We start from the raw sequence: 25,938 nt of genomic DNA, 5'->3' as shown, positions 1-25,938 counted from the left end.
CATTTAAATTAATCCATACTTTTTGCCGGGCAGCGACCGGACCATTCCCTGAAATTCAAGATTCAACAATAAAGCCGCCAGCTTGTTAAAATGCATCCCGGACTGCCACGAAAGCTCGTCGATCTGCATGGTGCCTTTTTGCCTGAGCAGCGATAATATCTGCCCTTCATCCTGGGTAAAACCTTCAAAATTGGTCTGCATCTGAACGGCCGGCGCCATCTTAGGTTCCTCAGCTTGCAAATGCCAGCCCATTGCCGTAGCCATATCTTCCACGGAAGTAAAAATTGACGCCTTATTATCCCGTATCAGAAAATTACAGCCCTCCGAATGCACGCTGCCGAGCATTCCGGGAACTGCATAAACATCGCGGTGATAATTTTGGGCAAATTCAACGGTAATCAAACTTCCCCCTTTTCGCGCCGACTCTACAACAATAGTAACATCGCTAAGGCCTGCAATGATTCGGTTTCGCGCAGGAAATCTCATAAAATCCGGTTTGGTCGCCAATGCATTTTCAGTTACCAGCCCGCCATTTTCTAACATTTCGCTCGCTGTGCGCTTGTGCGCAGAAGGATAAATGACGTCGAGGCCGCTTGCCATAACGCCAATTGTCGGCAAATTGTGTTTGAGGCAAGCACGGTGCGCAGATATGTCAACGCCATAGGCCAGCCCGCTGACGACCAGTGTTCCGTAGGGTTCCAATTCCTTAATAATGGTTTCGGTAACCGATTTGCCATAATCACTGACCTCCCGCGTTCCTACAATGCCGACACTTCGGCTGGCATTGAAATCAAAGTTCCCGCGGGAATAAAGGACAATCGGTGAATCGTATAAAGATTTGAGTCGGGCGGGATAAGTGCTGTCCGTGAAAAAGTGAAGATTGGTCCCCGTGCTGGTGCAGCTTGTATATTCTTGCTCGGCAAGTTCAAGTGCTTCTTTCCTCAAAATGGCCCTTACGACCTTGTCGCCAACGCCCGGAATGCTGATGAGCTTTCTGTAATCGGCTTGAAAAACTTTGTCAGCTCCTCCGCACTGACCAATGAGCTGCCGTACTGTTACGGCCCCTACGCCTGTTGTGTGGATCAACGCAAGCGCGCAGATCTTTTCCTGCTCTGTTAACTCGGACATGATAGTGTGTTTTTAGTGGCATGCGATTTGCCTATATACGTAATGAAGATATATCAAAAAAAATAATAATCCTCTAAGGGAATATGGATAATTTACAGACCGCTGAAACAGAACAAGTTCAGAATTTTGAAGGAATGGGGGCCACTTGCTACCCCGAAGGCGTTTATTATAGAGTATGGGCACCACATGCAGAATCAGTTTCTGTGGTTGGAAGTTTTAATGATTGGAAAGAAGATGCAAATCCACTGCAACCAGAAGAAAATGGCCATTGGGGTGCATTAGTTGAAAATTCAAAAGAAGGCGACGAATATAAATTTGTTTTACAAACGCCTGCCGGCACATTGCATAGAAACGACCCTTATGCGCTGCAAATGACCAATTCTGCGGGAAATTGCATTGTTTACAATCACGCAAGTTTCGATTGGCAGGATGTTTCATATCAAATCCCAAGCTGGCACGAACTCGTAATTTATGAGCTTCACGTAGGCACTTTCAATGCGAAGGATAAAGACCAGATCGGCACATTATATACGGCAATTGAGAAAATTCCTTACTTGAAAGAAATGGGATTTAACGCTGTTGAATTAATGCCCTGTTCTGAGTTTCCAGGATCGCGTTCGTGGGGATATAATCCCGCAAACCCATTTGCAATTGAATCAGATTACGGCGGACCTGACGGGTTAAAAGCATTCGTTAAAGCGGCTCACGAAGCTGGTTTGGCGGTTATTCTGGATGTGGTTTACAATCACTTTGGACCATCAGACCTCGATATCTGGCAATTTGACGGTTGGCAGGAAAACGACGGCGGCGGCATTTACTTTTACAATGACTGGCGTGCAGAAACGCCCTGGGGCAGCACCCGACCAGATTACGGACGCGGCGAAGTAAGACAATACATTCATAACAATGCGATGATGTGGCTGCGCGAATATCGCGTGGATGGCTTGCGCATGGACATGGTGCCTTATATCAGAAATGTGAAAGCGGATGGGAATCCGGGCAACGACATACCAGAAGGCATTTCGTTAATGCAATGGATCAACACAGATATTCGTGAACAATTCCCTAACCGCATCACCATTGCGGAGGATATGCATTCATTGGACTTTATCACGAATGCAGTTGCTGACGGCGGACTGGGTTACGGATCACAGTGGGATGCGAAATTTGTCCATACGATCCGTGATGCGATCATTACGCAAAATGACCAAGACCGCGATATGAATGCGGTGGTGGAAGCGATTTCAAAACGCTATAATGGTGATGCTTTCCAACGCATTATTTACACAGAATCGCATGACGAGGTTTCCAATGGCCAGGCGCGTGTTGCGGAAGAGATTGCCGATGGGGACGTTAATAACTGGTATTCCAAAAAACGCGCGGCATTAGGCGTGGCGCTTGTGTTGACTTCTCCGGGTATTCCGATGATTTTCCAAGGACAGCCTTTACTGGAAGACAAATGGTTCTCCGACAGCGATCCTATCGATTGGACAAGACTTGAAAAATTCAGTGGCTTTGCCAATCTGCACCGCGATATGATTCATTTGCGTCGCAACTGGTTCGGCGTAACCCGCGGCTTACAAGGCCAGAATGCTGAGATCATCCGCGTGGATAATGAAAAGAAAGTGATCATTATGCACCGCTGGGTGGATGGAGGGCCAAAAGACAGCGTGGTGGTTGTGCTTAATTTCTCAACCGAAACATTCCACGACTACAAAGTTGGCTTCCCAAGAGCTGGGAAATGGAATCTTCGCTTCAATAGCGATAATGAGCAATATGATCCGGAATTCTCGCATCTGGGTGTTTTCGATGTGGAAACGATGGATGGTGAATTTGATAATCTGCCTGTTCACGCTGCATTGCAGATCCCGCCTTATACGGCATTGATCTTCTCGCAAGAGGACTAACATAGCAAGTTTATAGTAAATGAAAAGGCATCCGGGAATATCCCGGATGCCTTTTCATTATTGGATAATCCGGAAAATCCGGTCCCAGCGAATTTTATTAAAGAAACTGACCGGGTTGGGATCCAGCGACATCCACACGAAAACTGCTTTTCCAACAATGTGATCTTTGGGAACAAAACCCCAGTAACGCGAATCGGCCGAATTATGCCGGTTATCACCCATCATGAAATAATAGTCCTGTTTGAATGTGTAAGTCGTCAGCGGTTTCCCGTGTTGCAGGATTTTTCCGTTGGCGATTGAAATCCCATCGTTGTGATCGTAATTCTTGATTACTTCTCCATAAAGGGCAACATTGTTTTCTGTAAGTGAAACCGCCTGCCCTTTTTTCGGCACCACAATCGGTCCATAATTATCCTTATTCCAATACAAAACGTCCGAAGCAGGAAAAAGATAAGGCTCTTTCAAACCCTTACCCGACAAAATCGGCTCCACTCTTTTGACAAAATCCAATGTTTTAAGTTTGTCAACAAGCGTCGCTGTGGTTTTTACAATGTAGCCAAACTCATCATTAGCCTGGATCGTGTCACTGAATGTTTCCGTGAATTGTGAAAAATCGGTGATGCCGTTTTTAAGAAAAACATTCTGCTCATTTACCGGCGTTGTTGTAGACACAAAGTATTCCTGCTGCATGCGTGGCGCATTCACTTGCGCTGTGCCATTGATATAAACCTGCCCGGCGCGCACTTCCAGCTTCTCGCCAGCAATGGCAACACATCTTTTAATGTAATTAGAACGCAGGTCTAGCGGGTGCGGATGCAGGTCGGGCAAAACGGTGCTGTATTTTGTATATGCGTCCGGATGCTCAACGGGAAGGTTGAAAACGACCACGTCGCCACGCTTCACATCCGTAAAGCCGGGAAGCCGATATTGCGGCAGCTGAATCCAATCCAGATAAGCAGGAATGCTCGTGCCCCAGATCGTCTGGTGCGTCAGCGGCACTTGCAGCGGCGTCACGGGCGTGGTGGTTCCGTAATGAAGTCTGCTTACAAACAAGTAATCCCCCACGAGCAGCGAGTTTTCCATAGAAGGAGTTGGAATAACGAATGCGCTGAAAACCAGCCAGCGGATCAGGACAGCGGCAACAACGGCGAACAGCACGGAGTCAAACCATTCACGAATTGCAGATTTTTTTGTTTCGGTGTGTGTGGGCTTTTGAGGTGACAAAGTTAGCGGCATGGCCAAGCAGGGATTAATTCAAGGCAATATAGCGCTAAACAAAATAATATACGAACAACTATATAATGTTTATTTATATATAATATGCAAAAAGAGAGGAGATGCGGTGCATCTCCTCTCTTCCTCGGTTGTGAAAATATTAATTGATCACACGGAACAAACGGCTCCACCGGATTTTGCTGAAAAAGCTGCTCGGGTTCGGATCAATCGACATCCATACAAATACGGCTTTTCCAACAATGTGATCCATTGGAACAAAACCCCAATAACGCGAATCTGCTGAGTTATGGCGGTTATCACCCATCATGAAGTAATAATCTTGCTTAAATGTATAGCTGGTAATCGCCTTACCCGCAACTTTTATTCCCTTTTCCTCCAAAACGACATCTTCCAAACCTTCGTAATTTTTGATAACGGGTCCGTAAGTAGCAATGTTCTCCGGAGTAAGCTGAACAGTTGCGCCTTCTTTCGGCACAACGATCGGTCCGTAATTATCGCGGTTCCATTTGAATAGCGATGAGTTTGGGTAAAGCATTGGCTCACTAATGTCCTTTGGTGATTTTACCAATGTGATGTTTTTTACAAAATCATAACTCTTCAATTTTGCTGCAATTTCAACGGTTGTGAAAACCAAATAGCCCATTTGGTCATTCGCAGGAATCGTATCATTAAAGCTTTCCGTGTAAGCATTGTATTCAGAAATGCCGTTTTCTTTGAAAACCTTTTCCTCATTAACCGCAGTTGTAGTCGCGACGAAATATTCATTTTCCATCCTGACTGGATTTTCAACTGCAACGCCGTTGGCATAAACCTGCAAGTCCCTCACTTCAAGCTTGTCACCGGGAATGCCCATGCAGCGCTTAATGTAATTCGTTTTCAAATCAACCGGGTGCTGTAACTCAGGCGGATAGTTGAATACGACAACATCACCGCGCTTCACTTCGCTAAACCCTGGCAACCTGGTATTGAGGCAACTGGATTGCATCCGAATAAGATGGAATGTTGGTTCCCCAGATCGTCTGATGCGTCAATGGAACTTGCAATGGCGTTTTTGGAGTCCGCGTTCCATAATGCAGCTTACTCACAAAAAGGAAATCGCCCACCAAAAGGCTGTTCTCCATCGAAGGCGTCGGGATTGTAAATGCTTCAAAAAAGAGCCATCTGATCAATGTGGCAGCAACAACAGCAAAAAGTATGGAATCAAACCATTCCCTTACCGGCGACTTTTTCTTGTGCGTATCCACGGTGCGGGAGGTCATTTCTTTATTAATAGCCATGCTAAGTTCTAATTGATAGTTAAGAGTTTAATCCAGATTTTTAAGGAGGTCATTCATTCCGAATACACCGGTGCGGCCTGGCAACCATTCGGCAGAAACAAATGCCCCCAATGCAAATCCAGCGCGGTTATGTGCTGTGTGTGAAATTTCAATGGTGTCAACTTCTGATTCGTAACGCACAATATGCGTCCCGGGCACCTCACCCATCCGCTCAGATTTGATCTGAATGAAACCTTCTTCCTCATATGGAGCCAGCTTCCAGCCTTGTACATCTTCCATTTCAGCTGCTATGCCTTCTGCAAGCGTAATGGCGGTGCCGCTTGGCGCATCCAGCTTATGAATGTGGTGAATTTCTGTCATGGACTTTTGGTAACCTTGTCCATTCATGAGTCGTGCGAGCTGGCGGTTGAGCCGGAAGAAAAGATTTACGCCAATGCTGTAATTGCTGGCATAGAAGAAAGCACCATTCTGTTCAAGACAAAGATCTTCGATTTCGGCGCGGTGTTCGAGCCAGCCGGTGGTGCCGCTGAGCAACGGGCCAGCCTTTTTTCAAACAATAGGTGATATTGTGATACACGCAGCTTCGGGGGCACTGAATTCAATGGCAACATCTACATCCGCAGGTTTGAGCACATCCATCTCCGAACGGTTTCCGTATGCTGAATTTTCCCTACGATTGAATGTCCTCTTTCAAGCGCAATCCGCTCGATCGTTTTGCCCATTTTGCCATACCCCAACAATAAAATCCTCATTAAGCTAAAATTTGATTCTGTATTAAATTTCTATTTCACGTTAAAAACCAGTCTTAAACCTGGTGTCGGCGTCCGCATTGCGGGTTGCATCCGAGCTTCGGTTCAATGCGCAGAGTCAAATCCTCAGACAAATCCAATGTCTTTAAATGTGCCGCAACATTGGCTTCAATGATGGACAATGTGTAAAATAAGTCCGGAAGCAATCAGCGAAAAACCACGGTTTCTTCTCCAATAATTCTTTCCTCTCGCCGCTCTGATCTCGTCACGGTTGTGTAAACACTGTTTGTATTCAACAAATTACGAACTCTGATTGCCTTAGTTGAATCCGGTGTTAACCCTGGTTTGACATTTCCGTAATTGGGACTATTTGGATTCAGATTCATAGAAACTTTTGGTAAGTATCCAGATAGTCGTGATATTTTATCGAGTTCAGATAATAAAGTGTACAAACCTCCGCCGAATGCAATGTAAACGATCGGGAGCTTCCAGTAATCGCGGGTCATAAATCTGCCCGCCCGGGATCAAAGCAAGTCTCTGTCGCCGTTTTCGGCACCGGAATAAACTTCTTCTTTTTATTTGAGCCCTTCACCGAATCGGCTGCCGAAACGACCGTGCTATCCGCCGAAATGATCTGCACTTCTCCTTTTCTAATGCTCGTCCTTTGGGACATTTTGCGCTATCGCATTTGCGGAAAGCATTAACATTACGACAAGCCCAAACCAATTTTTCAAGTTTATTTAAATTTCAGTGTTTCCAGAATCTTTTTCAGTTCGTCCTGAGAAGCAAAGGGAATCTTGATTTCACCTTTGTTATCATTGTTACTTTTTACGGAAACCTTAGCCCCGAAAAAGGACGATAATTGAAACTGTAACGACTTAATTTCTTGATTAATTGTTGCTTGTTTTTTGCTCGCAAACGAGATATTACTCATCATTCCCAGCTTTCTGACCTCCTCTTCCACTTTTCGTACCGACCAGCCCTCTTCAATTATTTTGTTAAAAATCTTTAATTGACTCTGATCGCTGTTAATGGTGATAATGGCGCGGGCGTGTCCCATGCTGATCTGGTTGTCGCGCAATGCTGCCTGGATCACCGGCGGCAGTTTCAGCAAGCGGATATAGTTATTGACTGTCGTGCGGTTTTTACCAACACGAACACCCAGTTCTTCTTGTTTAAGATTACATTCCAGGATCAGACGCTCATAACTTAACGCGATCTCGATAGAGTTGAGATTTTCACGCTGAATGTTCTCAATAAGCGCCATTTCCAGCATTTGCTGATCATTCGCAGTCCTATATAGGCCGGAATGGAGGTCATTCCAATAGACCGGGAAGCCTGCAAACGTCTTTCACCGGAGATCAGCTGATAACTGTCTTCGGAAAGCTGCCTGACCGTGATGGGCTGGATAATGCCCTGCACGCGAATGGAATCCGCAAGTTCCTGCAATGATTCCTGATCAAATTGGTGCGGGGCTGATAGGGATTCGCTTCAATGAGACTTACATCGATCTCGCTCATTGAGCCGACAACATCTGTTGACGAGGGTCGTTCCTTGGTGCGGTGCGTATTTACTTTTTCAGAATCCTAAGAAGCGCGCCTAGGCCTCTCCCTAATCCTGTCATTTTTTTGGCTTTACTGTTCTCCATTGCTTTCTCGCTATTCAAATCATTTATCAGTTCACTCCCAGGTGTTTATCCGAGGACAGCAGACCATTTTTACTGAGAATTTCCCGGCAAGATTTAAATAGCTCACCGCTCCCTTGCTATCGGCATCCTGCGCCATGACAGGAATTCCGTAACTGGGCGCTTCGCTGATGCGTACATTTCGGGAATAATGGTGTTAAAAACGAGTGATTCGAAATGGCTCGTCACCTCGTTCACAACCTGGTTGGAAAGCCGAAGGCGCAAATCGTACATAGTCAGCAGAATGCCTTCAATGATCAATGCAGTGTTAAGCCTCGACTGGATAATGGTGATGGTGTTCAGCAGTTTACCCAATCCTTCCAATGCAAAATATTCACATTGAACCGGAATAATAACTGAATCTGCGGCGGTAGGGCTGTTTATGGTGATTAGTCCGAGTGAAGGCGAACAATCGATGATAATAAAATCGTAGTCATCACGGATCTCTGCAATCGCGTCTTTCATGCGCTGCTCACGGTTTTTGAGGTTAATCATCTCAATTTCCGCTCCTACAAGATCAATGTGTGAGGGTAATAAATTTAAATTCGGAAAATCGGTCTCTAAAATAATATCCGCTGTCTTGGCCTGCTCCACCATGCATTCGTAAATGCTGTTTTCCATCTCCTGCGGATTAAACCCAAGCCCCGAAGTTGAATTGGCTTGCGGGTCAGCGTCGATGATCAGTGTGCGGAATTCCAACGCGGCCAGACTCGCCGCCAGATTAATAGCAGTTGTCGTTTTCCCTACTCCTCCCTTTTGGTTTGCGATTGCAATTACTTTGCCCATGTATTCATTTGAGTTACCCAAGGTCAAATTTCTATTATTCGGGGCAATTCACCAAAAAATGTTCCACGGAGTTTTAAATAAATGATTTAAACCATTATATATCAAATATTTAAATCACATTATTATTTAATTAAAAATAAAATAAAGCTGTTTTAGCTAAGTGTTTCACGCCCAGACCTGCGTTCCTTCGGTGCAGTTTTTACACATTTCTATCTCCGAGCGGGACCGGATTAGCGATGCCCGGAAATCTGAATATTTCTTGCCTTTCCAAAGCTGGCGGAAGTCTCCCTTTTCATGTCTCCAAGCTGATATTCGGCATCCTTATCAAAGCAGCATGGCACCACAGCGCCATCCCACGTGATCACACAAGAGTGCCACATTTTCCAGCAATGGTCTACAAATTTGTTTTTGATAGAATAGCGACCGCTTTCGGCCTTCTCGTAACGGGAATATTTATCAATGGTCGGGATCAGGTCAGAACCTTCTTCGTAATCGTAGATCTGCGCTGTTTTCAATCCCACTTCGTCCACGCCCATTTCCTCAGCCAGTTTTTTCACCTCTTCAATCTGATGCTCATTAGGCTTAACCACCAAAAATTGGAAAATCACATGCGGGGTGGCTGATTTCAATTCTTTTTTCCACTTGATAATGTTCCGCGTTCCTTCCAAAACCTTTTCCAGATTGCCGCCAATGCGATATTGCTGGTAAACATCCTGCGTTGTGCCGTCAATAGAAATAATCAAACGATCCAAGCCAGATTCAACCGTTTTCCGCGCCTTTTCGTCGTTCAGATAATGTGCATTCGTTGACGTTGCCGTGTAAATGCCTTTATCATGCGCATACTGAACGAGTTCAAAGAATTTGGGATGCAGATAAGGCTCGCCCTGGAAGTAAAAAATCAGTATATAATAATGTATCCGCAAGTTCGTCGATGGTTTTCTTGTAAAGTTTTTCTTCCATCATGCCGGTCGGGCGCGTAAATGAGCGAAGGCCGCTGGGACATTCCGGACAGCGCAAATTACAGGAAGTGGTGGGTTCAAAGGAAATTGCAATGGGCATGCCCCAATGGACCGGATTGCCTGTTGCTTTTGAATAAAAATAGCTGCTTAATATTTGAATGGCGTTCCATGCCCGTTTCGGCGTAACCTTGGACATCAGGTTCAGACCATCTTTGAAATTTTTATTCATTATATATGGCTTTTGGCAATTCGCAATGCTAGTTGCCTTTATATCAGGATTATCAATACAATATCCGGCAAGCAGGTCAGTTCACTGTAATCCCGGTCGTGTACTTGATTTCGGAAATTACGAAATAACTGCTGATGTGTAACACACTTTTCAGGGCAGAAAGTTTGTGCTGGTAAAATTGATTGTAAGCTTCCGCATCTTCCACAACCACTTTCAGCATGTAATCGAAGTTCCCCGAGACAACCGAACATTCCAGCACTTCGCTCATTTTTACAATGGCTTGGTTAAAATCTTCGAAGCTCTCTTTCCGCTGCTTATCCAATGTGACATTGCAATAAACGACAAGCGCTTTTCCCAATTTCCGGCGGTTGATCAGGCACACATATTTGTCAATGATCCCCTCCTTTTCAAGTTTCCGGATGCGCTCGTGCACCGGTGTGACCGACAGATTAATGCGGCTTGCTATCTCTTTGATTGTCAGTTTGGAATCGTGCTGTAAGAACTCGAGTATTTTACTGATCTGTGACGTCAGGCTGCATACAGTATTTTTTATTTGTCCGCCATTCCTGAGAAGATAATGTGCCGAACTTTTTCTTACATTAATAACCAAAAATAGTTTTTTTTTCTGTCCTTCCGGGTGAGCATAGTATCTTTTTTCTACAAAAAGTACTTTTGTTCACTACAAAGAATTTAAATCTCTACACCACAAAAACTGACACTTCCAATGATCATTGGTGTTCCCAAAGAAATTAAAAATAATGAAAACCGCGTGGCTGTGACGCCAGCTGGTGTAACTGAGTTTCGCAAGCACGGACATACGGTTTATGTGCAGGAGCAAGCCGGTAAAGGCAGCGGTTTCAGCGACGAAGAATATGCATTAGCGGGTGCAGTGATTTTGCCAACCATCGGTGAGGTTTATGCTGCCGCAGAAATGATCATCAAAGTAAAAGAGCCAATTGAAAGCGAATACAGCCTTATTAAAGAAGATCAGCTGCTATTCACTTACTTTCACTTCGCATCTTCGGAGCAACTGACTCATGCTATGATCGAACGCAATGCGGTTTGTCTGGCTTACGAAACGGTCGAGAAAACAGACAGAAGCCTTCCTTTGCTTGTTCCAATGAGTGAAGTTGCAGGAAGAATGGCCATTCAGGAAGGAGCAAAATATCTGGAAAAACCAATGGGCGGTTTTGGAATTCTGCTTGGAGGCGTTGCCGGGGTTAAGCCTGCGAATGTCCTTGTGCTGGGCGGCGGGATCGTTGGAACGCAAGCTGCAAAAATGGCTGCCGGACTTGGCGCTAATGTTACAATCGTTGACATTAGTTTGCCAAGATTAAGATATCTGGAAGACATTATGCCAGCGAATGTGGACACGGTAATGTCCAACGAATACAATATCCGTGAGCTGATCAAAAGTACGAACCTGATTATCGGCGGTGTGCTGATCCCGGTGCTAAGGCGCCATCGCTCATTACACGCGATATGCTCAAATTAATGAAACCCGGAACTGTTATGGTGGACGTGGCCATTGATCAGGGAGGATGCTTTGAAACATCCAAAGCAACCACACACGAAGATCCTATTTACGAAGTGGACGGCGTGGTGCATTACTGCGTTGCAAACATGCCAGGCGCGGTTCCATACACTTCTACTCTCGCATTGACCAATGCCACACTTCCTTACGCTTTGCAGCTGGCCAACAACGGATGGCGGAAAGCTTGCGCGGCAAATGAGGAATTGCGCAAAGGTCTGAATGTCGTAAATGGCAAGGTTGTCTTTAAAGGTGTTTCCGACGCCTGTACTTTTCCGTATACAGACGTTCAACAGGTTTTTTCATAACAAACCTAACCAGAAGCGGTCTGGCTGGCGCAAGCCGGTCAGACTTTTCATTTCCCGAAATATTACAATTACTTTTGCCTCAGTATTGTAATTTCGAAAGTTATCCTTACTTTTGCATAAAATTTGAACGAACATCCGTTGTCTCTCTGCTTCTTACACGGTTTAGCACTTTTTAGATCCGCTACCAACCTTTAAAATTCGCCTGGTTGGCACACCGTTCTCATGCAGGACCCCACGGATGGTTTGTGGTGGGCTTTGCGCAATCCCCTTTTGAATTAGTTTACGATTTGGCTTTGAATTTTTAGGTTTTGGGACAATTTTATTGTTTCTGACTTCAAATCCATCGAGCCCGCTGACCTACGATACGTTTTCTGTTCCGGCGATCCGCAGCAGCATTCAAATGACCGTAACGACTTGACAATCTTTTTATTACCCAAGAATTAATACAAAAATAAATATAATGACAACTGAAAATTTCGAAACTTTCGAAGAGCTTGGCCTCTCAGAAAACATCCTTAAAGCCCTTACTGAAATGGGTTTTACAAAACCCTCACCCATACAGGCACAGGAAGCTACTCCGCAGTAATGCAGGGATCTGACGTAATCGGACAAGCACAAACAGGAACCGGAAAAACCGCCGCGTTTGGTATTCCTGTATTGGAAAGAATTGATGTCTCGAATAATGCCGTTCAGGCACTGATCCTATGCCCTACCCGCGAGCTTGCGGTGCAGGTTTCCGAAGAAATTGGCCGTTTGGCGAAGATATGTTAGAGGTTTGAGAATTGAAGCAATCTACGGTGGTGATTCAATCGACCGTCAGATCCGTTCCCTTAAAAAAGGTGTTCACATTGTTGTAGGAACGCCTGGCCGTGTAATGGACCACATGGAGCGTAAAACGTTGAAATTCGACGAAGTACGCATGATGGTTCTTGACGAAGCCGATGAAATGCTGGATATGGGTTTCCGTGAGGACATCGAAAGCATTCTGGCAGATATGCCATCTGATCGTCAGACAATTTTGTTCTCTGCAACAATGTCTAAGCCGATCATGTCGATCACAAAACGTTTCCAGACTGATCCTATTTTGATCAAAGTGGTTCGTAATGAGTTGACTAACGTGAACATTGAGGGCAGGCTTTACTTTGAAGTGAAGCCACAAGCTAAGGTTGAAGTAATGACGCGTCTGATTGACATGCACCATTGAAATCGCTTTTGGTTTTTTGTAATACCAAAAGAAAAGTGGACGAAATCGTTGAAGATCTTCAATTAAGAGGTTATGCTTCCGAAGGAATTCACGGCGATTTGCGCCAGCAGCAGCGTAGCAATGTAATGAGCAAATTCAAGGCGGGCGTAACAACCATTCTTGTGGCTACGGATGTTGCAGCACGTGGAATTGACGTGAGCGGATTGGATGGTGTGATCAACTTCGACATTCCATTGGACGAAGAATATTACGTACACCGTATCGGCCGTACAGGTCGTGCCGGCTTGTCTGGAAAAGCATTCTCACTGGTTGCCCGCGATGAAAAATATCGTTTGAAAACCATTGAAAGTTTTACCAAAGTAAAAATTGAAAAAGGCGTAATTCCTTCTTATGAGGATATCGTTGGCGTTCGCAAAGCGCGTTTTGTTGAAAGCATTTCTGCGTCTATCCAAGAAGGTGACGATCAGGAGCTTTTCGGCGATGTGCTTGAAATGTTGCACCACGCAGGTTATTCTACGGAGCAAGTTGTAGGTGCCATGGCGAAGCAGATCATGGGCGTTCAGAAAAACGAATATGCTGATGCTAACCTTGCCTGGGAAGAAAGACGCGGCGAGCGCGACGGACGCAGAGAAGGCGGCAGCGACAGATTTGAGCGTCGTTCATCAGGCGGAAGCCGGTTTGGAGATCGCAGAGAAAGCGCTCCACGCGGAAACGACCGTTACGCACCAGCTGCACGCGGTGAGTCACGCCCAAGATTTGAAGGCGGCCGCGACGAATCTAAACGTTCGGCAACTCCGGAAGCAGGCATGACCCGTTTGTTCCTGAGCCTTGGTCGCAAAGATCACATTTTGCCAAAAGATATCGTGGGAGCCATTGCCGGTGAAGCGAACATTCCTGGAAAAACGATCGGTGCGATTGATATTTATGACAAATTCACTTTTGTAGACGTTCCTGAGCGTGATGCCCGTGCGGTTTTACGTGCAATGGACGGCAACACGATCAAAGGAAAACCGGTTCAGATCGATATCGCTAAATAAGCGTTACACATATAATTGGAAGAAGGGACTTGTAAAAAGGTCCCTTTTTTTGTTATTTTTCGGTATGCAAACCAACCCAAAACCGGAAGTCTGGCTTCGCGGACCACTTTCTGACATTGCAGACCTGCTGCAACCCGTAGCGCACGCACTCTTGCAGGCGCAAGAGGAAATCCATGCCGCGCTGATTGACTTTCCCGAAAATCTGCTGTGGGAACGCCCTTATGGTGTGGCTTCCATTGGATTTCATCTCCAACATTTGACCGGCGTGCTCGACCGGCTTTTCGCTTACGCAAGGCAGGAATCACTCACAGAAAATCAGCTTAACTATTTAAAAAGCGAAGGCATTCCCGAACCGGAAATAAGCTTACGCACTTTACTAGATGCATTTGATACGCAAATCCTGATTGCATTAAGCCAATTAAAACACACCGATCCGGCCACGCTCGCCGAGATTCGTTATGTGGGAAGGGCTATGGTCCCGTCCACACATTTAGGCTTGCTTTTTCACGCGGCCGAGCATACGCAGCGGCACACCGGCCAGTTGCTGGTAACTGTCAAAGTTCTGACTTCGAATAGTTAATCATCATTTTCAGGTCTGATCTTGAAAAGTTTTTGAAGCCAGGATTGGCTTTCCGCCTGCTCCTCTTGTTTGTCACTTTCACTTAACGAAAAGTCTTGCATACTCCCCAGATCCGGCTGGCCTGCATTGATCCAGCATGTAAACCAAACATCCGCCACCATTTTCACAGACGCTTTCATCCGCCGCTCCACCTGATGATCCAGCGTTTCATGATATTTGGTTGAAAATTCAAGCGAGTAACTCCGTGTAAGAATGTTGTTTCGCAATTCATAGCTGTATTTCTTATTCGCAGGAAAATCATCAGTTAACCGTTTTTCAAATGATAAGACGGAATCCATTGCAGCATGCGAATCCCTGACCGTTTCCCAGGCGAGCGTTGCAATATTATCCTGATAATGTGCCTGCCCGATCCACAAATCATAATCCTGCGCGAATAACTCCGGCAACCGCGACTCCCAAAATGCGTGAATTCCGCGCTGGTTTGTAAGCTGGCCGTTGTAATTCCTGGTCGTGTGCAATGGAACATGCGCGTCTGCAATGTAATGACCCAGATCCGCCGAGAGCCGCAAAATGCGTTTGGGATCTTTGGCTTTTAATGCTTCTGTGAGCTGATAAGCGCCGATCTGAATGTGCCAGGGAACAATGCCGTGTTTGCGCAAACTGTCTTCGCCCATGCGTTTGATCGCCTCGCTCCAGAATTTCGGCAACTTGTAAAGTGCACTGTCGCCATAAACGTCCAGGTCAATAAAATGTCTCTCCGCTTCGCCAACGACTGCGTAACGTCTCCGGTCCGGGTTGACAGCATTTTCGGTAATGAAGTCAATGTTTCTTTTGTAAAAAACCTGCATTTCTGGTGGCAAGCGGAAGACGGCCAGCCGGTTAATCCGCTTATGTGCCCAAAATCCCCACTCGGGTTGAGGTGGGTTGAATGATGAAAAAAGCATGGCTACGACCACAACTTTTGGGCATAACAGCTTTAAAAGCAATATTTTTGCCAAAAATATTTTTTCCAACCAAAATTTACTTCCATATAAAATTTCGAAGAGCGTTTTTGCTCGTATGAACACTTTATACGGTCTCATGCAAAAAAAGTAACGGTTACATCGGTTTATCAAATCAAAAAATTCTGATTTGACAAAAAATGCCATTTGAAGCGTGAAATTGAAATGTTAAGAACTACGAATCGGAAAAATTGGGCTCTACGTAAGGACAAAATAATGTTTCGCGTTTCAATCGCACACTTAGCATCCATTCTGCCAAATGCTATAAAATCAAAATTATTTATATTTAATATACAAATAGTACAATTAATAATTAATGTTTTAACTTTGTATTCATAAATAAATTTGATTCAATAGAATTCGAAATAATGAAGACCAGAAATAAAACATTAGGATATTTTGTGCCCGTATTTGCTTTATGCGTTTTTATGCTTGTCATCTACGGAGCGTATGTGCCTCACAAACCAGCTGAAATTCAGCGCGTAGTTTGCATCAAATTCAAACCAGGCACATCAAACGAAGAAGTAGAAAAACATTTGCGTGACTTTGCTTTGATGAAAAATGCAGTGAAAGACGTGGTTGCTTATTCAGCGGGACACGTTCAGAAAGCAGAAGGAAGTGAAAATCAGTTTGATGTGATCCATTATCTTACTTTCAGAACTAAGGAAGGCGCGCAACAATATGCAGCCAACGCAGATCGCAAACAATTTGTAGAAGCAAATCAAGCACATTGGGACAATGTTTTGGAAATGAATTCCAACATTGAAAAGTAATTTACAATAGTAATAGGAGTGAAAATCTTAAAAGAGCCGGGCATCCCGACTCTTTTTTTTGTGCCTACCACTCAATCGGCTCCATTCCTTTACTTTCCAGATAAGCGTTGGCCTTACTGAAATGACCATTTCCAAACCAGCCACCACCATTGGCAGACATTGGCGACGGATGTTTTGATTTCAGTACATAATGTTTATTCGCATTGATTATGCTGCCTTTATCCTGCGCATAGCGGCCCCAAAGCATAAAAACCACATTTTCCTTTTCATCGGAAACACATTTGATAACAGCGTCCGTGAACCGCTCCCAACCCTTGTTTTGATGTGATCCGGCTTTGCCGCTTTCTACGGTTAATGTTGCATTCAAAAGCAAAACACCTTGCTTCGCCCACCTTTCCAGATTGCCCGTTTTAGGAATTGGCTTGCCGAGGTCGTCATGAATTTCCTTAAAAATATTAACCAGCGACGGCGGAATGCGCACGCCGTCGTTCACAGAAAAACACAGGCCGTTCGCCTGCCCGAATCCGTGGTAAGGATCCTGTCCTAATATCACAACGCGACACGTGTCGAAACTGCAGTAATTGAATGCGTTGAAGATTTGCTTCGCTGGCGGAAATATCTGCTTCGTGCTATACTCTCCTTTCACAAAGTTCACAACCTCAGTGAAATACGGTTTTTCAAATTCCGGTTCCAGCCTTTCCTTCCACGATTGCTCTATTTTTACGTCCATCTCATTGAATTTAATTCGAAACCCAAATTATATTATTTTGTTTTGGTTTTATCAGTAATTGATTGTTATTTTCGTTTTAGCAGAAATGATGCAACACTTGCTGAGCCTACATCTGCAACCATTGCAAAACGCCCAAAACACCCTCAAACTATATGGTTTCCAAAGTGACAGATGGTGTGAAAGTCACCGTATTAACTGAGTATCAACCCGACTATTCCAACCCGGGACAGGACCATTATGTTTTTACTTACAAAATCCTGATCGAGAACCATAGTGAGCACACTGTGAAGCTTTTGCGAAGACATTGGCTGATTTACGATGCGAACGGGACGGTCAGAGAAGTGGAAGGAGCCGGGATTGTGGGCTTGCAGCCGATTTTGGAACCAGGCGATGTGCATGACTATGTTTCGGGATGCAACCTCCGCACGGATCTGGGCAAAATGGCAGGGACGTATTTAATGGAACGTGTGCTCGACGGTCGTCAATTCCGCGTGGTAATTCCTGCATTTTCTCTCGTTGCGCCGTATCGAATGAATTGATTTTCGAGCAGCGACGGTCTTCTGCTTCGTTTTCCTAAATATTTTACCATTGATTGCAGCCTATTTCAAGTATTTGTTTCGCTCCGGAAACGAGCATTCCATACATTCTCCTTTCATTTTCGACCTTTACACGCAGGTTATTGCGGCAAAAAAAGATAAAAATCCAGATTACGCTGCGCTGAAAACCCTGAGAAAAACATTACTTCAATCACAGGAAAAGATCAATATTCTGGATTTGGGAGCTGGTTCTCGGATCAATAAATCGAATCTGAGAAAGATTGGCACCATTGCAAAGAATGCTGAAAAACCGGAGAAATTCGGCAAGCTGTTTAACAGATTAGTGCAGCGCTTCCAGCCACGGACTATTTTGGAACTGGGCACATCTTTGGGCCTGACAACATTATATCTTTCCAAAGCAAAGCCCGATGCGCAGATTATCACATTCGAAGGATGCCCGCAGACTGCGGAAATTGCAAAGAAGAACTTTCAGCAGCTCGGCGCTGAGAACATCGACATTGTGCTCGGCAACATTGATGAAACATTGCCGCAGACATTAAGCAAATTGGCCCCCAGCATCGATTTTGCATATTTTGACGCCAACCACCGTTATGAGCCAACGGTCCGTTATTTTGAGGATTGCCTTCCCTACGCGCATAATGATTCAGTCTTTATTTTCGATGACATTTATTGGTCGGAGGAAATGACGCAGGCTTGGGAATTTATCAAAAAACATCCTCAGGTTACGCTCACGGTTGATTTGTTTTGGGTAGGACTTGTGTTTTTCAGAAAAGAGCAGGTTAAGGAAAATTTTACACTGCGCTTTTAGCGAAAACCGCAAGATAGCCTGGATATTCCGTTAAATAATTAAGAACAAATGTTGCCCGCATTGTCCTTAATTTGCCCGTCTACTCATCCCTCTTATCCACTGCATGAACATCCAGACAATCCTGCAAGCCTTTGTCAATAAAGGCATTATTCCAAAAGAACAAGCAGCATTAATCGCTGAATATGAGGATAACAAACCATTTTCCCTGCATTGGGAGCTTCGGTCCATTCTTTATTTAGGAATCGTGCTTTTTGGCTCGGGCTTAGGCGTTATCATTTACGAAAACATTGACACCATTGGGCATCAGGTCATCATTGCGCTCATTGCGGCACTCACCGCCTGGTGCTTTTATTACACTTACAAGCATGCACTTCCTTATAGTCATGCTGAGGTCAAAAATCCAAAAAAGCTAGCCGATTATATCCTGTTATTAGGCTGCACGACTTTCCTTACTATGGAAGGTTATCTTCAATTTCAATACAACGTTTTCGGTACCCGTTACGGGCTGGCCATCATTATTCCCACCATTATTTTCTTTTACTGTGCTTACCGCTTTGACCACCGCGGAGCTCTTTCAATGGCTGTGACGGGACTGGCCTCTTGGCTTGGGCTTACAGTTGCACCACTTTCGATCCTTTCCGAAAATGATTTTACAGAGAACCGGTTACTCGGCACTGCGGTGATTCTGGGTTGCGTGTTATGCGCCGTTGGCTGGGCTTCCGTCAAGCAGGCAATCAAAGCACACTTTTCCTTTACATATATTTTCCTGGGCGGAAATCTGGCCATGGTCGCTTGCCTCGCCGGAATGTTTGACGACAAGGCGCAATTTGGTTATATATTGGTTGGTGTCCTGCTCTCTGCATTTTTCATCCTGCGCGCAAGATCTGCGCAATCGTTAATTTTTCTGCTCATGGGCGTTGTCTACGCCTACATTATCTTCACTTATCTGATCTTTTCCACGCTCGGGGCAACAGAGGCTGCAACCATCTTAGGAACATTCTATTTCCTGTTTACCAGCATCGGCGTGATTTATTTTCTCCTCAACTTTAAAAAATTCCTGGGAATCAAAAAATGAAAAAGGCCTATAATTCAACCTGGATCGACCATTTACATATTTTGAGCACGTCCGAAGCTTGGCTCGAAAAGAAGCTGATCACAAACGAGCAATTTACAGCCATTGAGCAAAGCTTCCCACAACAATTTTACAGGCCAGGCATTTTTGTCAAAATCGGCCTGTTCATTTTCACCTTGATCGCATGCTCTTTTGCCTCAGGATTTGTCTCCCTTTTCCTGCTAGGCAACAGCTCCGAAGGAAGCATTTCGATTGTCAGCCTTTTATGTATGGTTGGCTTCATTTTTTTCCTCGAAAAGTTGATCAAAACAAAGAGGCTTTATCATTCAGGCGTCGATAACGCGTTGCTTTACAGTGCAATGGGCGCTGCCGTTATTCCATTCCTTTCCCTGTTTGATAACCTCGCTGTCTGGCAGTATTGCATTATTTTCTTTGCCTTTGCCTTTGCGGCCACATTGCGTTACGCCGATATGCTCACCGCCGCTGGCGCATTTTTGCTGCTAATGGGGCTGGTTGGTAATTTGATGATGAAATTTCCATTGGGAAAAGCACTTTTGCCGTTTGCCATCATGATTCTTTCAGTTGCTGTTTATCTAATCATTGTCAAGGATAAAAGCACTTATTATCGCCGTTGCACCAAGCTGATTGAGATTTTAGCACTTGCAACATTCTATTTGAGCGGAAATTATCTCGTTGTGCGTGAGGGAAATGCGTTGCTAAGCGACGTTACGCTTCCATTTTCTCCACAAATTCCTTTTGCGACGCTGTTTTATATTTTCACACTAAGCATTCCGGCCATTTACATTTTCTTCGGCCTGCGTAAGAAGGACCGCATTTTACTCATCGTCGGTTTAATTTCATTAGCATTCTCGATTTACACATTCAGACATTATTTCGGTGTCCTAACCATTGCTCAATGGCTTGGCGTTCTAGGCATGATTCTGATTATTTTGTCTGTTTCACTGATCAAATATCTGAGCAATCCAAAGCATGGCTTGTCCGACGAGCAGGAAGGAAAGCGCAGTCTGCCAAATCTGGAAGCGATTTTGGTTGCCCAGCATTTGGGTCAGGCGCCGCAGGAAACAGGCAGTGTTGAATTGGGAGGCGGTAATTTTGGTGGCGGAGGAGCAGGAGAAGCATATTAATTGGGCAAAAATGCAGAACTTCGCCCAGTTCAATTCTTCGCATGATTTCAATGAAAAAGCACTTTCTAATTCTCGCATTGCTCTCAGTGAGTTACGGCTCATTTGCTCAAACCATTCAGAAAACCGCTGGAAATCCCGTTTTCCCTGGCTGGTATGCTGATCCGGAAGGCATCATTTTTAATAACAAATTTTACATTTACCCAACATTCTCAGCGCCTTACGAAAAGCAGGTTTTCCTTGATGCATTTTCTTTCAGAGGATTTGCTAACCTGGAAAAAGCACCCTGCTATCCTGGACACAGCAGCCATTAAATGGGCTAAGCGTGCTGTTTGGGCACCTTCGATTATTGAGAAAGACAAAAAATACTATTTGTTTTTCGGCGCTAATGACATTCAAAATGACAATGAAAAAGGTGGGATCGGCGTCGCCGTTTCTGACAGTCCGGAAGGCCCTTTCAAAGATCATCTTGGAAAACCATTGATCGACAAATTTCACAATGGCGCCCAGCCGATTGACCAGTTCGTTTTCAAGGATAAGGACGGCCAGCATTACTTATTTTACGGCGGATGGAAACATTGCAATGTTGCCAAGCTGAATAACGATTTCACTGGCTTCATCCCTTTCGAGGATGGCAAAATCTTCCGTGAAATAACGCCGGAAAACTATGTTGAAGGCCCGTTCATGTTTATCAGAAACGGTAAATATTATTTCATGTGGTCAGAAGGCGGCTGGACAGGACCCAATTATTCTGTTGCTTATGCCGTTGCGGACTCTCCTTTCGGGCCATTTAAGCGTGTTGGTAAAATTTTGCAGCAAGATCCAAAAGTGGCAACCGGCGCAGGACATCATTCCATCATTCAGATTCCTGGCAAGGACCGCTATTTTATCGTCTATCACCGACGCCCGCTGACCGAAACGGACGGCAATCACCGTGAGACGTGCATTGATGAAATGACCTTCAATGACAAAGGTGAAATCAATCCGGTAAAGATTACAGTAGAAGGTGTTGGCCCGGTTACATTGGGCAAGTAAAAACTTGAATATTAATTACTTCACGGTTACGATTGCATCGCGCAACTACTATATTTGCATATCTCCCTATCCAAATAAGTAGTTGCCTGTGAAGTTCTTGCACACCAAATTTTGGCTTATTGCTCTCTTAATAAGCGCTTTCACAATTTCTAATATCCACGCACAACGCTTTAATTCGGTCGTTTTCAACAAGCTTCCGCAGGATTTACAGCTTTATCCCCGCAATCAGCAAAACCAATCAAATGTTCCCATCGCCGGATTTGTGGATGCGGCCGGCTTTGATTATGTGTCCGTGCAGGTGCTGCGAAACAATTTAGTTCAACAATATTTCAGATCACCAATCCAGTATAACAGCAAAGGAATCGGCACATTCGCGACCGAGGCAAAAATTCAGGCTGAGCTTGCTGATTACGGTTTCAAGATTTATTTGTGCAAACAAAAAGACTCTACATTGATCGTGGAACGGCAGCATGTTGTAAGCGGTGATGTTTACGTTTTGTCCGGCCAATCCAATTCTACAGGATTTTTCACAGAGTCCGACACGAGCCGTTACTGCCGCACTTTTGGCAAAATAACTGAGAACCTCAACACGAATCCTTACAATCCGGCCGACACATTATGGGCGTTTTCCAATCAGAAAGCCTATGAAAATGGCGTTGGAACAATGGGCCTCGAAATTCAAAAAAGGCTCAGCCAGCGATCCGGAATCCCCAATTGCCTTATTCATGCAGGTTTTCACTGGTCTTCGGCATCCGGACATGCTCAGCGCACGGAAAGCAACCCGGCCGATCTGAACAATGGTTATGGGCGAATGCTTTACCGTTTGCAAAAGGCAGGGCTCGCTAATGATGTGAAAGCATATATTTTCCGTCAGGGTGAAACGGAGGCTTATCATGAGGGTGGAAACTGGTGGGGATATTTTGACCTGTTGCGTAAAAACCTGAAAATGGACCTGCCCAGTCTGGACAAAATCTATGTTTTCCAGATCGACGTTATTTATTATCCTTCGCCTGTGGGCGCACAAGTGCGTGATTACCAGCGCCGGCTTCCCGACATTTATCCTGATTTGCGTTCACTGGCGACAGTCGGCACGAAGGAATTTGACGGCCTGCATTATGGCCGGGAAGGCAACAGGCAAGGTGGAATTGAACTTTCACGCTTGATGGAGCGCGATTTCTACGATCTGAAAGATACTGCCAACATTAACTCGCCCAATGTCAGAAAGGTTTTTTACCAAAATGCGGAAAGAACGAAGGTTGTCATCGCATTCGACGAAGGTCAAGAGCTGATTTATCCGGAAGCTTATGTTGCCAATAACAATGCGACACTGGATATGAAAGACTTCTTTTATTTCAATGGTCAATCCGGCTCGGTGGCATCCGGTAAGGCAGAAGGAAACCGCATTATTTTAGAACTGAAAGTTCCTCAAAACGCCAATACGCTCGATTTGATGCCGATGTACACGCCTGTTGACGGGCCCTATTATCCATTAAACGGACCATTTATTACAAACAAGCTTGGCATGCGCGCGTTAACGTTTTTTGAGGTGCCCATCGGTCAGGCTTTGCTGACTCCCAAGCTAGCAGCAGTGCAGGAAGCCGGCGGCGATGTTGTGCTTGTTTGGGAAAAAGTCCCATCTGCTTCTTATTATGTTATGGAAAGAAAGCTGGCGAATGAAAGTTCGTACAAAACAATTGCACGCCTGGACAGCGCAACCGTAAGCATTACAGACAAAAGTGTGTCAGGATCAGGAAAAACAAGTTTCCGTTTGAAAGCAGTAAGTGCGCTTTCGGAATCTGTGGACTATGGTTATGCAGAAATTGAAACGCCGGTCATTACGGGTGTCGAACCGGCAGACGAATCAATGTTTACAGTTTTTCCAAATCCGGTCCAAAAAGGCCAATCATTAACTGTTCATTTGAAGAAACCGGCTGGCGGCACATTGTCGTTGATCAATTCGAACGGACAATCGGTTAGTAACCAGCAGCTTTCACAACAGAAAGAGGCGGTTATGCAAATTCCGGAAAGCGTGGCAGGCTATCATTTTATCAAGCTGCAAGCCGGGAACACAAGCTCGACCGTGAAATTGCTTGTGCGTTAAAAAAGATTTTTCAAGTGCACATTGAGATGCCAACAATTTGTTTGTGGCCAATTAAAAACGATATTTAGCAAATTATTCGCCGTCAATATTGCTTAACTGCAAATGCTCTCTTTTAAATACGCATTGGAAATCTTCGGTGGGATCATCGTCCTGTTTTCCATTATTCCCCTGATACGCAACGACTTCTGGGCATTCCGTGTTTTCGAATATCCCAGGTTGCAGAAGCTGTTTCTGAATCTGCTCGTGCTGATTCTTCACATTGCTTTTTTCCCGATCCAATCTACATTCGATATCGTATTTACCGCGATCATCGCTGCAAATGCGTTTTATTTGGTTTATCAGATATTTCCTTTCACACTTTTTGCAAAAAAAGCCCTGCTGAAAGCGCAATCGGTGGACGAAGCGAATAAGATCAGCATCATTTCTTCCAATGTTTTTCAGGATAATAAAAATACTGCGGGTTGCATGCAGATGCTGAAAAGGAACAATCCGGATGTGATATTGCTGCTTGAAACCGATGCGTATTGGCATGAGGGAACAAAGGATCTGGCGAAAGATTATCCGCATCAGGTCCTGATTCCAATCGACAACACGTATGGTATGCTGCTGTATTCCAAGCTGGAATTGGTCGATCACGAAGTCCGCTATCTGGTTGATGAAGAGATTCCTTCCATTAAAACCAAGCTTAAACTGCCTTCCGGAAAACTGATCCAGCTTTACTGCGTCCACCCTACTCCGCCCGTGCCTGGTGAAAATATGTATTCGACTGAACGCGATAAGGAATTGCTGCTGGTGGCCAAAGAAGTCAAAGCCAATCCGCTGCCGACCATCGTTGTAGGAGACCTGAATGATGTGGCCTGGTCCTACACGACAAATTTATTTACCAAAATCAGCGGATTGCTTGATCCGAGACGTGGACGTGGTTTTTTCAATACATTTCACGCCAAACATCCTTTCCTCAGATTTCCGCTCGACCATGTCTTTTGCTCGACGGATTTCAAATTGCTGCAACTGAGAAGACTGGAAAATTTCTCTTCGGATCACTTTCCGATCTTGATAACATTGCAATATGAACAGCTCGCTGACCTGCAGGCAGGAAGAGCCGGAAGCGGATCAGGAAGAAGTGGAACTTGCCGAAGAAAAGATCAGCAAAGAGACAGATTAGCCTGATTGAATGTTAAGAAAACCTCGACGATTGAGGTTTAGAGAAGTTTGGAATGATTTTTGTAACACTGTACGCAGGATTACCAAAACAAGTGATTCCCTTCCATCTTAACATTAATCTGTCGTTTGAGTATGCTATACCAGACATATGAAGAGCAAATAACGCCTGAATTGCACAAGTGGCAGTTAAAGATGCAAAAGCGGCCAAATCTGGTAGACAGGACATCAAAGGCGGTTCAGGATAAGATCAATAATATAATTCCGGATAAAGTCCACCAGGTCATTACGGCGACCATTAAACAAATGACGCGGGCCGTTTTGACTGGCGCGGAATTTACTACTGCACTGCCCGCTCCCAAAAATTCTTTGGAAGAAATAGAAAGGGAAGTTCAGAAACGCATTGAATTTTATAAAAAAGCAGGCGCCGCAGAAGGCGGAATTACAGGAGCAGGTGGTTTTTTACTCGCATTAGCCGAATTCCCAATCCTGATCGGCATTAAAATGAAGCTTCTTTTTGAGATTTCTGCATTGTATGGCCATTCGGCCGAAGATTACAGAGAACGCCTTTTCATCCTGCATGTGTTTCAGCTAACTTTTTCAAGTCAGAAACAGCGTCAAAAGGTTTTTGAGCAAATCATTAACTGGAAAGAAAAAAGCCAGCTTTTGCCCGAAGACATTCACCAGTTTGACTGGAAAACATTTCAGCAGGAATACAGAGATTACATTGATTTGGCAAAAATGGCGCAGCTGATTCCCGGAATCGGGGCGGCGGTGGGCGTTATTGTCAATTACAGGCTGCTTAACCAACTTGGCAAGACAGCAATGAATGCGTATCGCATGCGCTGGTTCGAGGAAAGAACTTTGCAGGCAGCAAATGCGCCAAAACAGCTGCATTAACAGCAAAAAACAATAAGTATACAAACAAGAGTTACCCTTTGAT

Annotated in this window: 17 protein-coding genes and 8 pseudogenes; 13 read left to right on the top strand and 12 right to left on the bottom strand. The window is 44.7% G+C overall.

The features are described 5' to 3' along the window. Positions 1 to 3: 3 nt before the first annotated feature. Positions 4 to 1,128, bottom strand: coding sequence for a DNA-processing protein DprA (gene dprA / locus AC0IYG_RS18075; protein WP_471712528.1), 1,125 nt, complete (start codon positions 1,126 to 1,128; stop codon positions 4 to 6). A gap of 83 nt (positions 1,129 to 1,211) precedes the next feature. On the opposite strand from dprA, the gene AC0IYG_RS18070 reads away from it, so the two are divergent. Then, the gene (locus AC0IYG_RS18070; protein ID WP_471712527.1) at positions 1,212 to 3,035 is read left to right on the top strand and encodes an alpha-amylase family glycosyl hydrolase; all 1,824 of its coding nucleotides are present in this window, start codon (positions 1,212 to 1,214) and stop codon (positions 3,033 to 3,035) included. A 57-nt stretch (positions 3,036 to 3,092) separates the two neighbouring features. Here the strand turns inward: AC0IYG_RS18070 and lepB (AC0IYG_RS18065) are convergent, their stop codons facing one another. The 9 genes and pseudogenes from lepB (AC0IYG_RS18065) to AC0IYG_RS18025 form a co-directional block, all read right to left on the bottom strand. Continuing rightward, positions 3,093 to 4,271, bottom strand: coding sequence for a signal peptidase I (lepB, locus tag AC0IYG_RS18065; protein ID WP_471712526.1), 1,179 nt, complete (start codon positions 4,269 to 4,271; stop codon positions 3,093 to 3,095). Between the two features lie 139 nt (positions 4,272 to 4,410). Further along, positions 4,411 to 5,548: pseudogene (lepB, locus tag AC0IYG_RS18060) on the bottom strand (signal peptidase I). A gap of 27 nt (positions 5,549 to 5,575) precedes the next feature. Then, a pseudogene (gene dapB / locus AC0IYG_RS18055) lies at positions 5,576 to 6,300 on the bottom strand (4-hydroxy-tetrahydrodipicolinate reductase). Positions 6,301 to 6,353: 53 nt separating this feature from the next. Continuing rightward, the gene (locus AC0IYG_RS18050; protein WP_471712589.1) at positions 6,354 to 6,479 is read right to left on the bottom strand and encodes a DUF5683 domain-containing protein; all 126 of its coding nucleotides are present in this window, start codon (positions 6,477 to 6,479) and stop codon (positions 6,354 to 6,356) included. Positions 6,480 to 6,799: 320 nt separating this feature from the next. Then, on the bottom strand, positions 6,800 to 6,970 hold the full coding sequence (locus AC0IYG_RS18045) for a hypothetical protein (protein WP_471712525.1): 171 nt from the start codon (positions 6,968 to 6,970) through the stop codon (positions 6,800 to 6,802). Between the two features lie 63 nt (positions 6,971 to 7,033). Continuing rightward, a pseudogene (locus AC0IYG_RS18040) lies at positions 7,034 to 7,945 on the bottom strand (ParB/RepB/Spo0J family partition protein). 26 nt (positions 7,946 to 7,971) lie between these two features. Further along, positions 7,972 to 8,767 (bottom strand): annotated as a pseudogene (locus AC0IYG_RS18035) (ParA family protein). A gap of 165 nt (positions 8,768 to 8,932) precedes the next feature. Then, positions 8,933 to 9,955 (bottom strand): annotated as a pseudogene (locus AC0IYG_RS18030) (radical SAM protein). A 76-nt stretch (positions 9,956 to 10,031) separates the two neighbouring features. Further along, the gene (locus tag AC0IYG_RS18025) at positions 10,032 to 10,565 is read right to left on the bottom strand and encodes an Lrp/AsnC family transcriptional regulator (protein ID WP_471712524.1); all 534 of its coding nucleotides are present in this window, start codon (positions 10,563 to 10,565) and stop codon (positions 10,032 to 10,034) included. A gap of 114 nt (positions 10,566 to 10,679) precedes the next feature. Between AC0IYG_RS18025 and ald the strand changes: the two are divergent. The 3 genes and pseudogenes from ald to AC0IYG_RS18010 all read left to right on the top strand — a co-directional run bounded on the left by ald (position 10,680) and on the right by AC0IYG_RS18010 (position 14,615). Beyond that, positions 10,680 to 11,794 (top strand): annotated as a pseudogene (ald, locus tag AC0IYG_RS18020) (alanine dehydrogenase). Positions 11,795 to 12,254: 460 nt separating this feature from the next. Continuing rightward, positions 12,255 to 14,035: pseudogene (locus AC0IYG_RS18015) on the top strand (DEAD/DEAH box helicase). A gap of 64 nt (positions 14,036 to 14,099) precedes the next feature. Continuing rightward, positions 14,100 to 14,615, top strand: coding sequence for a DinB family protein (locus tag AC0IYG_RS18010; RefSeq protein ID WP_471712523.1), 516 nt, complete (start codon positions 14,100 to 14,102; stop codon positions 14,613 to 14,615). On the opposite strand, the gene AC0IYG_RS18005 is transcribed toward AC0IYG_RS18010, so the two are convergent. Beyond that, positions 14,612 to 15,613, bottom strand: coding sequence for a zinc dependent phospholipase C family protein (locus AC0IYG_RS18005; protein WP_471712522.1), 1,002 nt, complete (start codon positions 15,611 to 15,613; stop codon positions 14,612 to 14,614). The two genes, AC0IYG_RS18010 and AC0IYG_RS18005, sit on opposite strands and share 4 nt — an antisense overlap. A gap of 371 nt (positions 15,614 to 15,984) precedes the next feature. Between AC0IYG_RS18005 and AC0IYG_RS18000 the strand changes: the two genes are divergently transcribed. Continuing rightward, entirely contained in the window at positions 15,985 to 16,389 is a 405-nt protein-coding gene (locus tag AC0IYG_RS18000) for a Dabb family protein (protein WP_471712521.1), read from the top strand. A gap of 64 nt (positions 16,390 to 16,453) precedes the next feature. Here AC0IYG_RS18000 and ung read toward each other — a convergent pair whose 3' ends face one another. Continuing rightward, positions 16,454 to 17,119, bottom strand: a complete 666-nt coding sequence (ung, locus tag AC0IYG_RS17995; protein WP_471712520.1) for a uracil-DNA glycosylase — start codon at positions 17,117 to 17,119, stop codon at positions 16,454 to 16,456. 152 nt (positions 17,120 to 17,271) lie between these two features. On the opposite strand from ung, the gene apaG reads away from it, so the two are divergent. The 8 genes and pseudogenes from apaG to AC0IYG_RS17955 all read left to right on the top strand — a co-directional run bounded on the left by apaG (position 17,272) and on the right by AC0IYG_RS17955 (position 25,895). Next, positions 17,272 to 17,658: a Co2+/Mg2+ efflux protein ApaG gene (gene apaG / locus AC0IYG_RS17990; RefSeq protein ID WP_471712519.1), complete on the top strand. Its 387-nt coding sequence runs from the start codon at positions 17,272 to 17,274 to the stop codon at positions 17,656 to 17,658. A gap of 49 nt (positions 17,659 to 17,707) precedes the next feature. After that, complete coding sequence (locus AC0IYG_RS17985; RefSeq protein WP_471712518.1) at positions 17,708 to 18,484, top strand: O-methyltransferase; 777 nt, start codon at positions 17,708 to 17,710, stop codon at positions 18,482 to 18,484. Positions 18,485 to 18,587: 103 nt separating this feature from the next. Then, positions 18,588 to 19,559: a DUF2157 domain-containing protein gene (locus AC0IYG_RS17980; RefSeq protein ID WP_471712517.1), complete on the top strand. Its 972-nt coding sequence runs from the start codon at positions 18,588 to 18,590 to the stop codon at positions 19,557 to 19,559. Continuing rightward, positions 19,556 to 20,701: a hypothetical protein gene (locus AC0IYG_RS17975; protein WP_471712516.1), complete on the top strand. Its 1,146-nt coding sequence runs from the start codon at positions 19,556 to 19,558 to the stop codon at positions 20,699 to 20,701. Before AC0IYG_RS17980 ends, AC0IYG_RS17975 begins: the two co-directional genes overlap by 4 nt. 50 nt (positions 20,702 to 20,751) lie before the next feature. Further along, positions 20,752 to 21,733 (top strand): annotated as a pseudogene (locus AC0IYG_RS17970) (glycoside hydrolase family 43 protein). 88 nt (positions 21,734 to 21,821) lie between these two features. Next, positions 21,822 to 23,834: a T9SS type A sorting domain-containing protein gene (locus AC0IYG_RS17965; RefSeq protein ID WP_471712515.1), complete on the top strand. Its 2,013-nt coding sequence runs from the start codon at positions 21,822 to 21,824 to the stop codon at positions 23,832 to 23,834. A 102-nt stretch (positions 23,835 to 23,936) separates the two neighbouring features. Further along, the gene (locus AC0IYG_RS17960; protein WP_471712514.1) at positions 23,937 to 25,004 is read left to right on the top strand and encodes an endonuclease/exonuclease/phosphatase family protein; all 1,068 of its coding nucleotides are present in this window, start codon (positions 23,937 to 23,939) and stop codon (positions 25,002 to 25,004) included. Positions 25,005 to 25,130: 126 nt separating this feature from the next. Continuing rightward, complete coding sequence (locus tag AC0IYG_RS17955; RefSeq protein ID WP_471712513.1) at positions 25,131 to 25,895, top strand: EcsC family protein; 765 nt, start codon at positions 25,131 to 25,133, stop codon at positions 25,893 to 25,895. The last annotated feature ends 43 nt before the right edge of the window (positions 25,896 to 25,938 follow it).

This window comes from Dyadobacter sp. AC419 (genome assembly GCF_979253085.1).
This window is presented reverse-complemented; position numbering and strand designations above follow the sequence as displayed.

Excerpts from the sequence above, each read along its gene's own strand:
- AC0IYG_RS18070 (WP_471712527.1), top strand. The coding sequence starts at position 1,212 with ATGGATAATTTACAGACCGCTGAAACAGAACAAGTTCAGAATTTTGAA.
- apaG (WP_471712519.1), top strand. The coding sequence starts at position 17,272 with ATGGTTTCCAAAGTGACAGATGGTGTGAAAGTCACCGTATTAACTGAG.
- AC0IYG_RS17975 (WP_471712516.1), top strand. The coding sequence starts at position 19,556 with ATGAAAAAGGCCTATAATTCAACCTGGATCGACCATTTACATATTTTG.
- ung (WP_471712520.1), bottom strand. The coding sequence starts at position 17,119 with ATGGACGTAAAAATAGAGCAATCGTGGAAGGAAAGGCTGGAACCGGAA.
- AC0IYG_RS18000 (WP_471712521.1), top strand. The coding sequence starts at position 15,985 with ATGAAGACCAGAAATAAAACATTAGGATATTTTGTGCCCGTATTTGCT.
- AC0IYG_RS17960 (WP_471712514.1), top strand. The coding sequence starts at position 23,937 with ATGCTCTCTTTTAAATACGCATTGGAAATCTTCGGTGGGATCATCGTC.
- AC0IYG_RS18045 (WP_471712525.1), bottom strand. The coding sequence starts at position 6,970 with ATGTCCCAAAGGACGAGCATTAGAAAAGGAGAAGTGCAGATCATTTCG.
- AC0IYG_RS17955 (WP_471712513.1), top strand. The coding sequence starts at position 25,131 with ATGCTATACCAGACATATGAAGAGCAAATAACGCCTGAATTGCACAAG.
- lepB (WP_471712526.1), bottom strand. The coding sequence starts at position 4,271 with ATGCCGCTAACTTTGTCACCTCAAAAGCCCACACACACCGAAACAAAA.
- AC0IYG_RS18010 (WP_471712523.1), top strand. The coding sequence starts at position 14,100 with ATGCAAACCAACCCAAAACCGGAAGTCTGGCTTCGCGGACCACTTTCT.
- AC0IYG_RS17980 (WP_471712517.1), top strand. The coding sequence starts at position 18,588 with ATGAACATCCAGACAATCCTGCAAGCCTTTGTCAATAAAGGCATTATT.
- dprA (WP_471712528.1), bottom strand. The coding sequence starts at position 1,128 with ATGTCCGAGTTAACAGAGCAGGAAAAGATCTGCGCGCTTGCGTTGATC.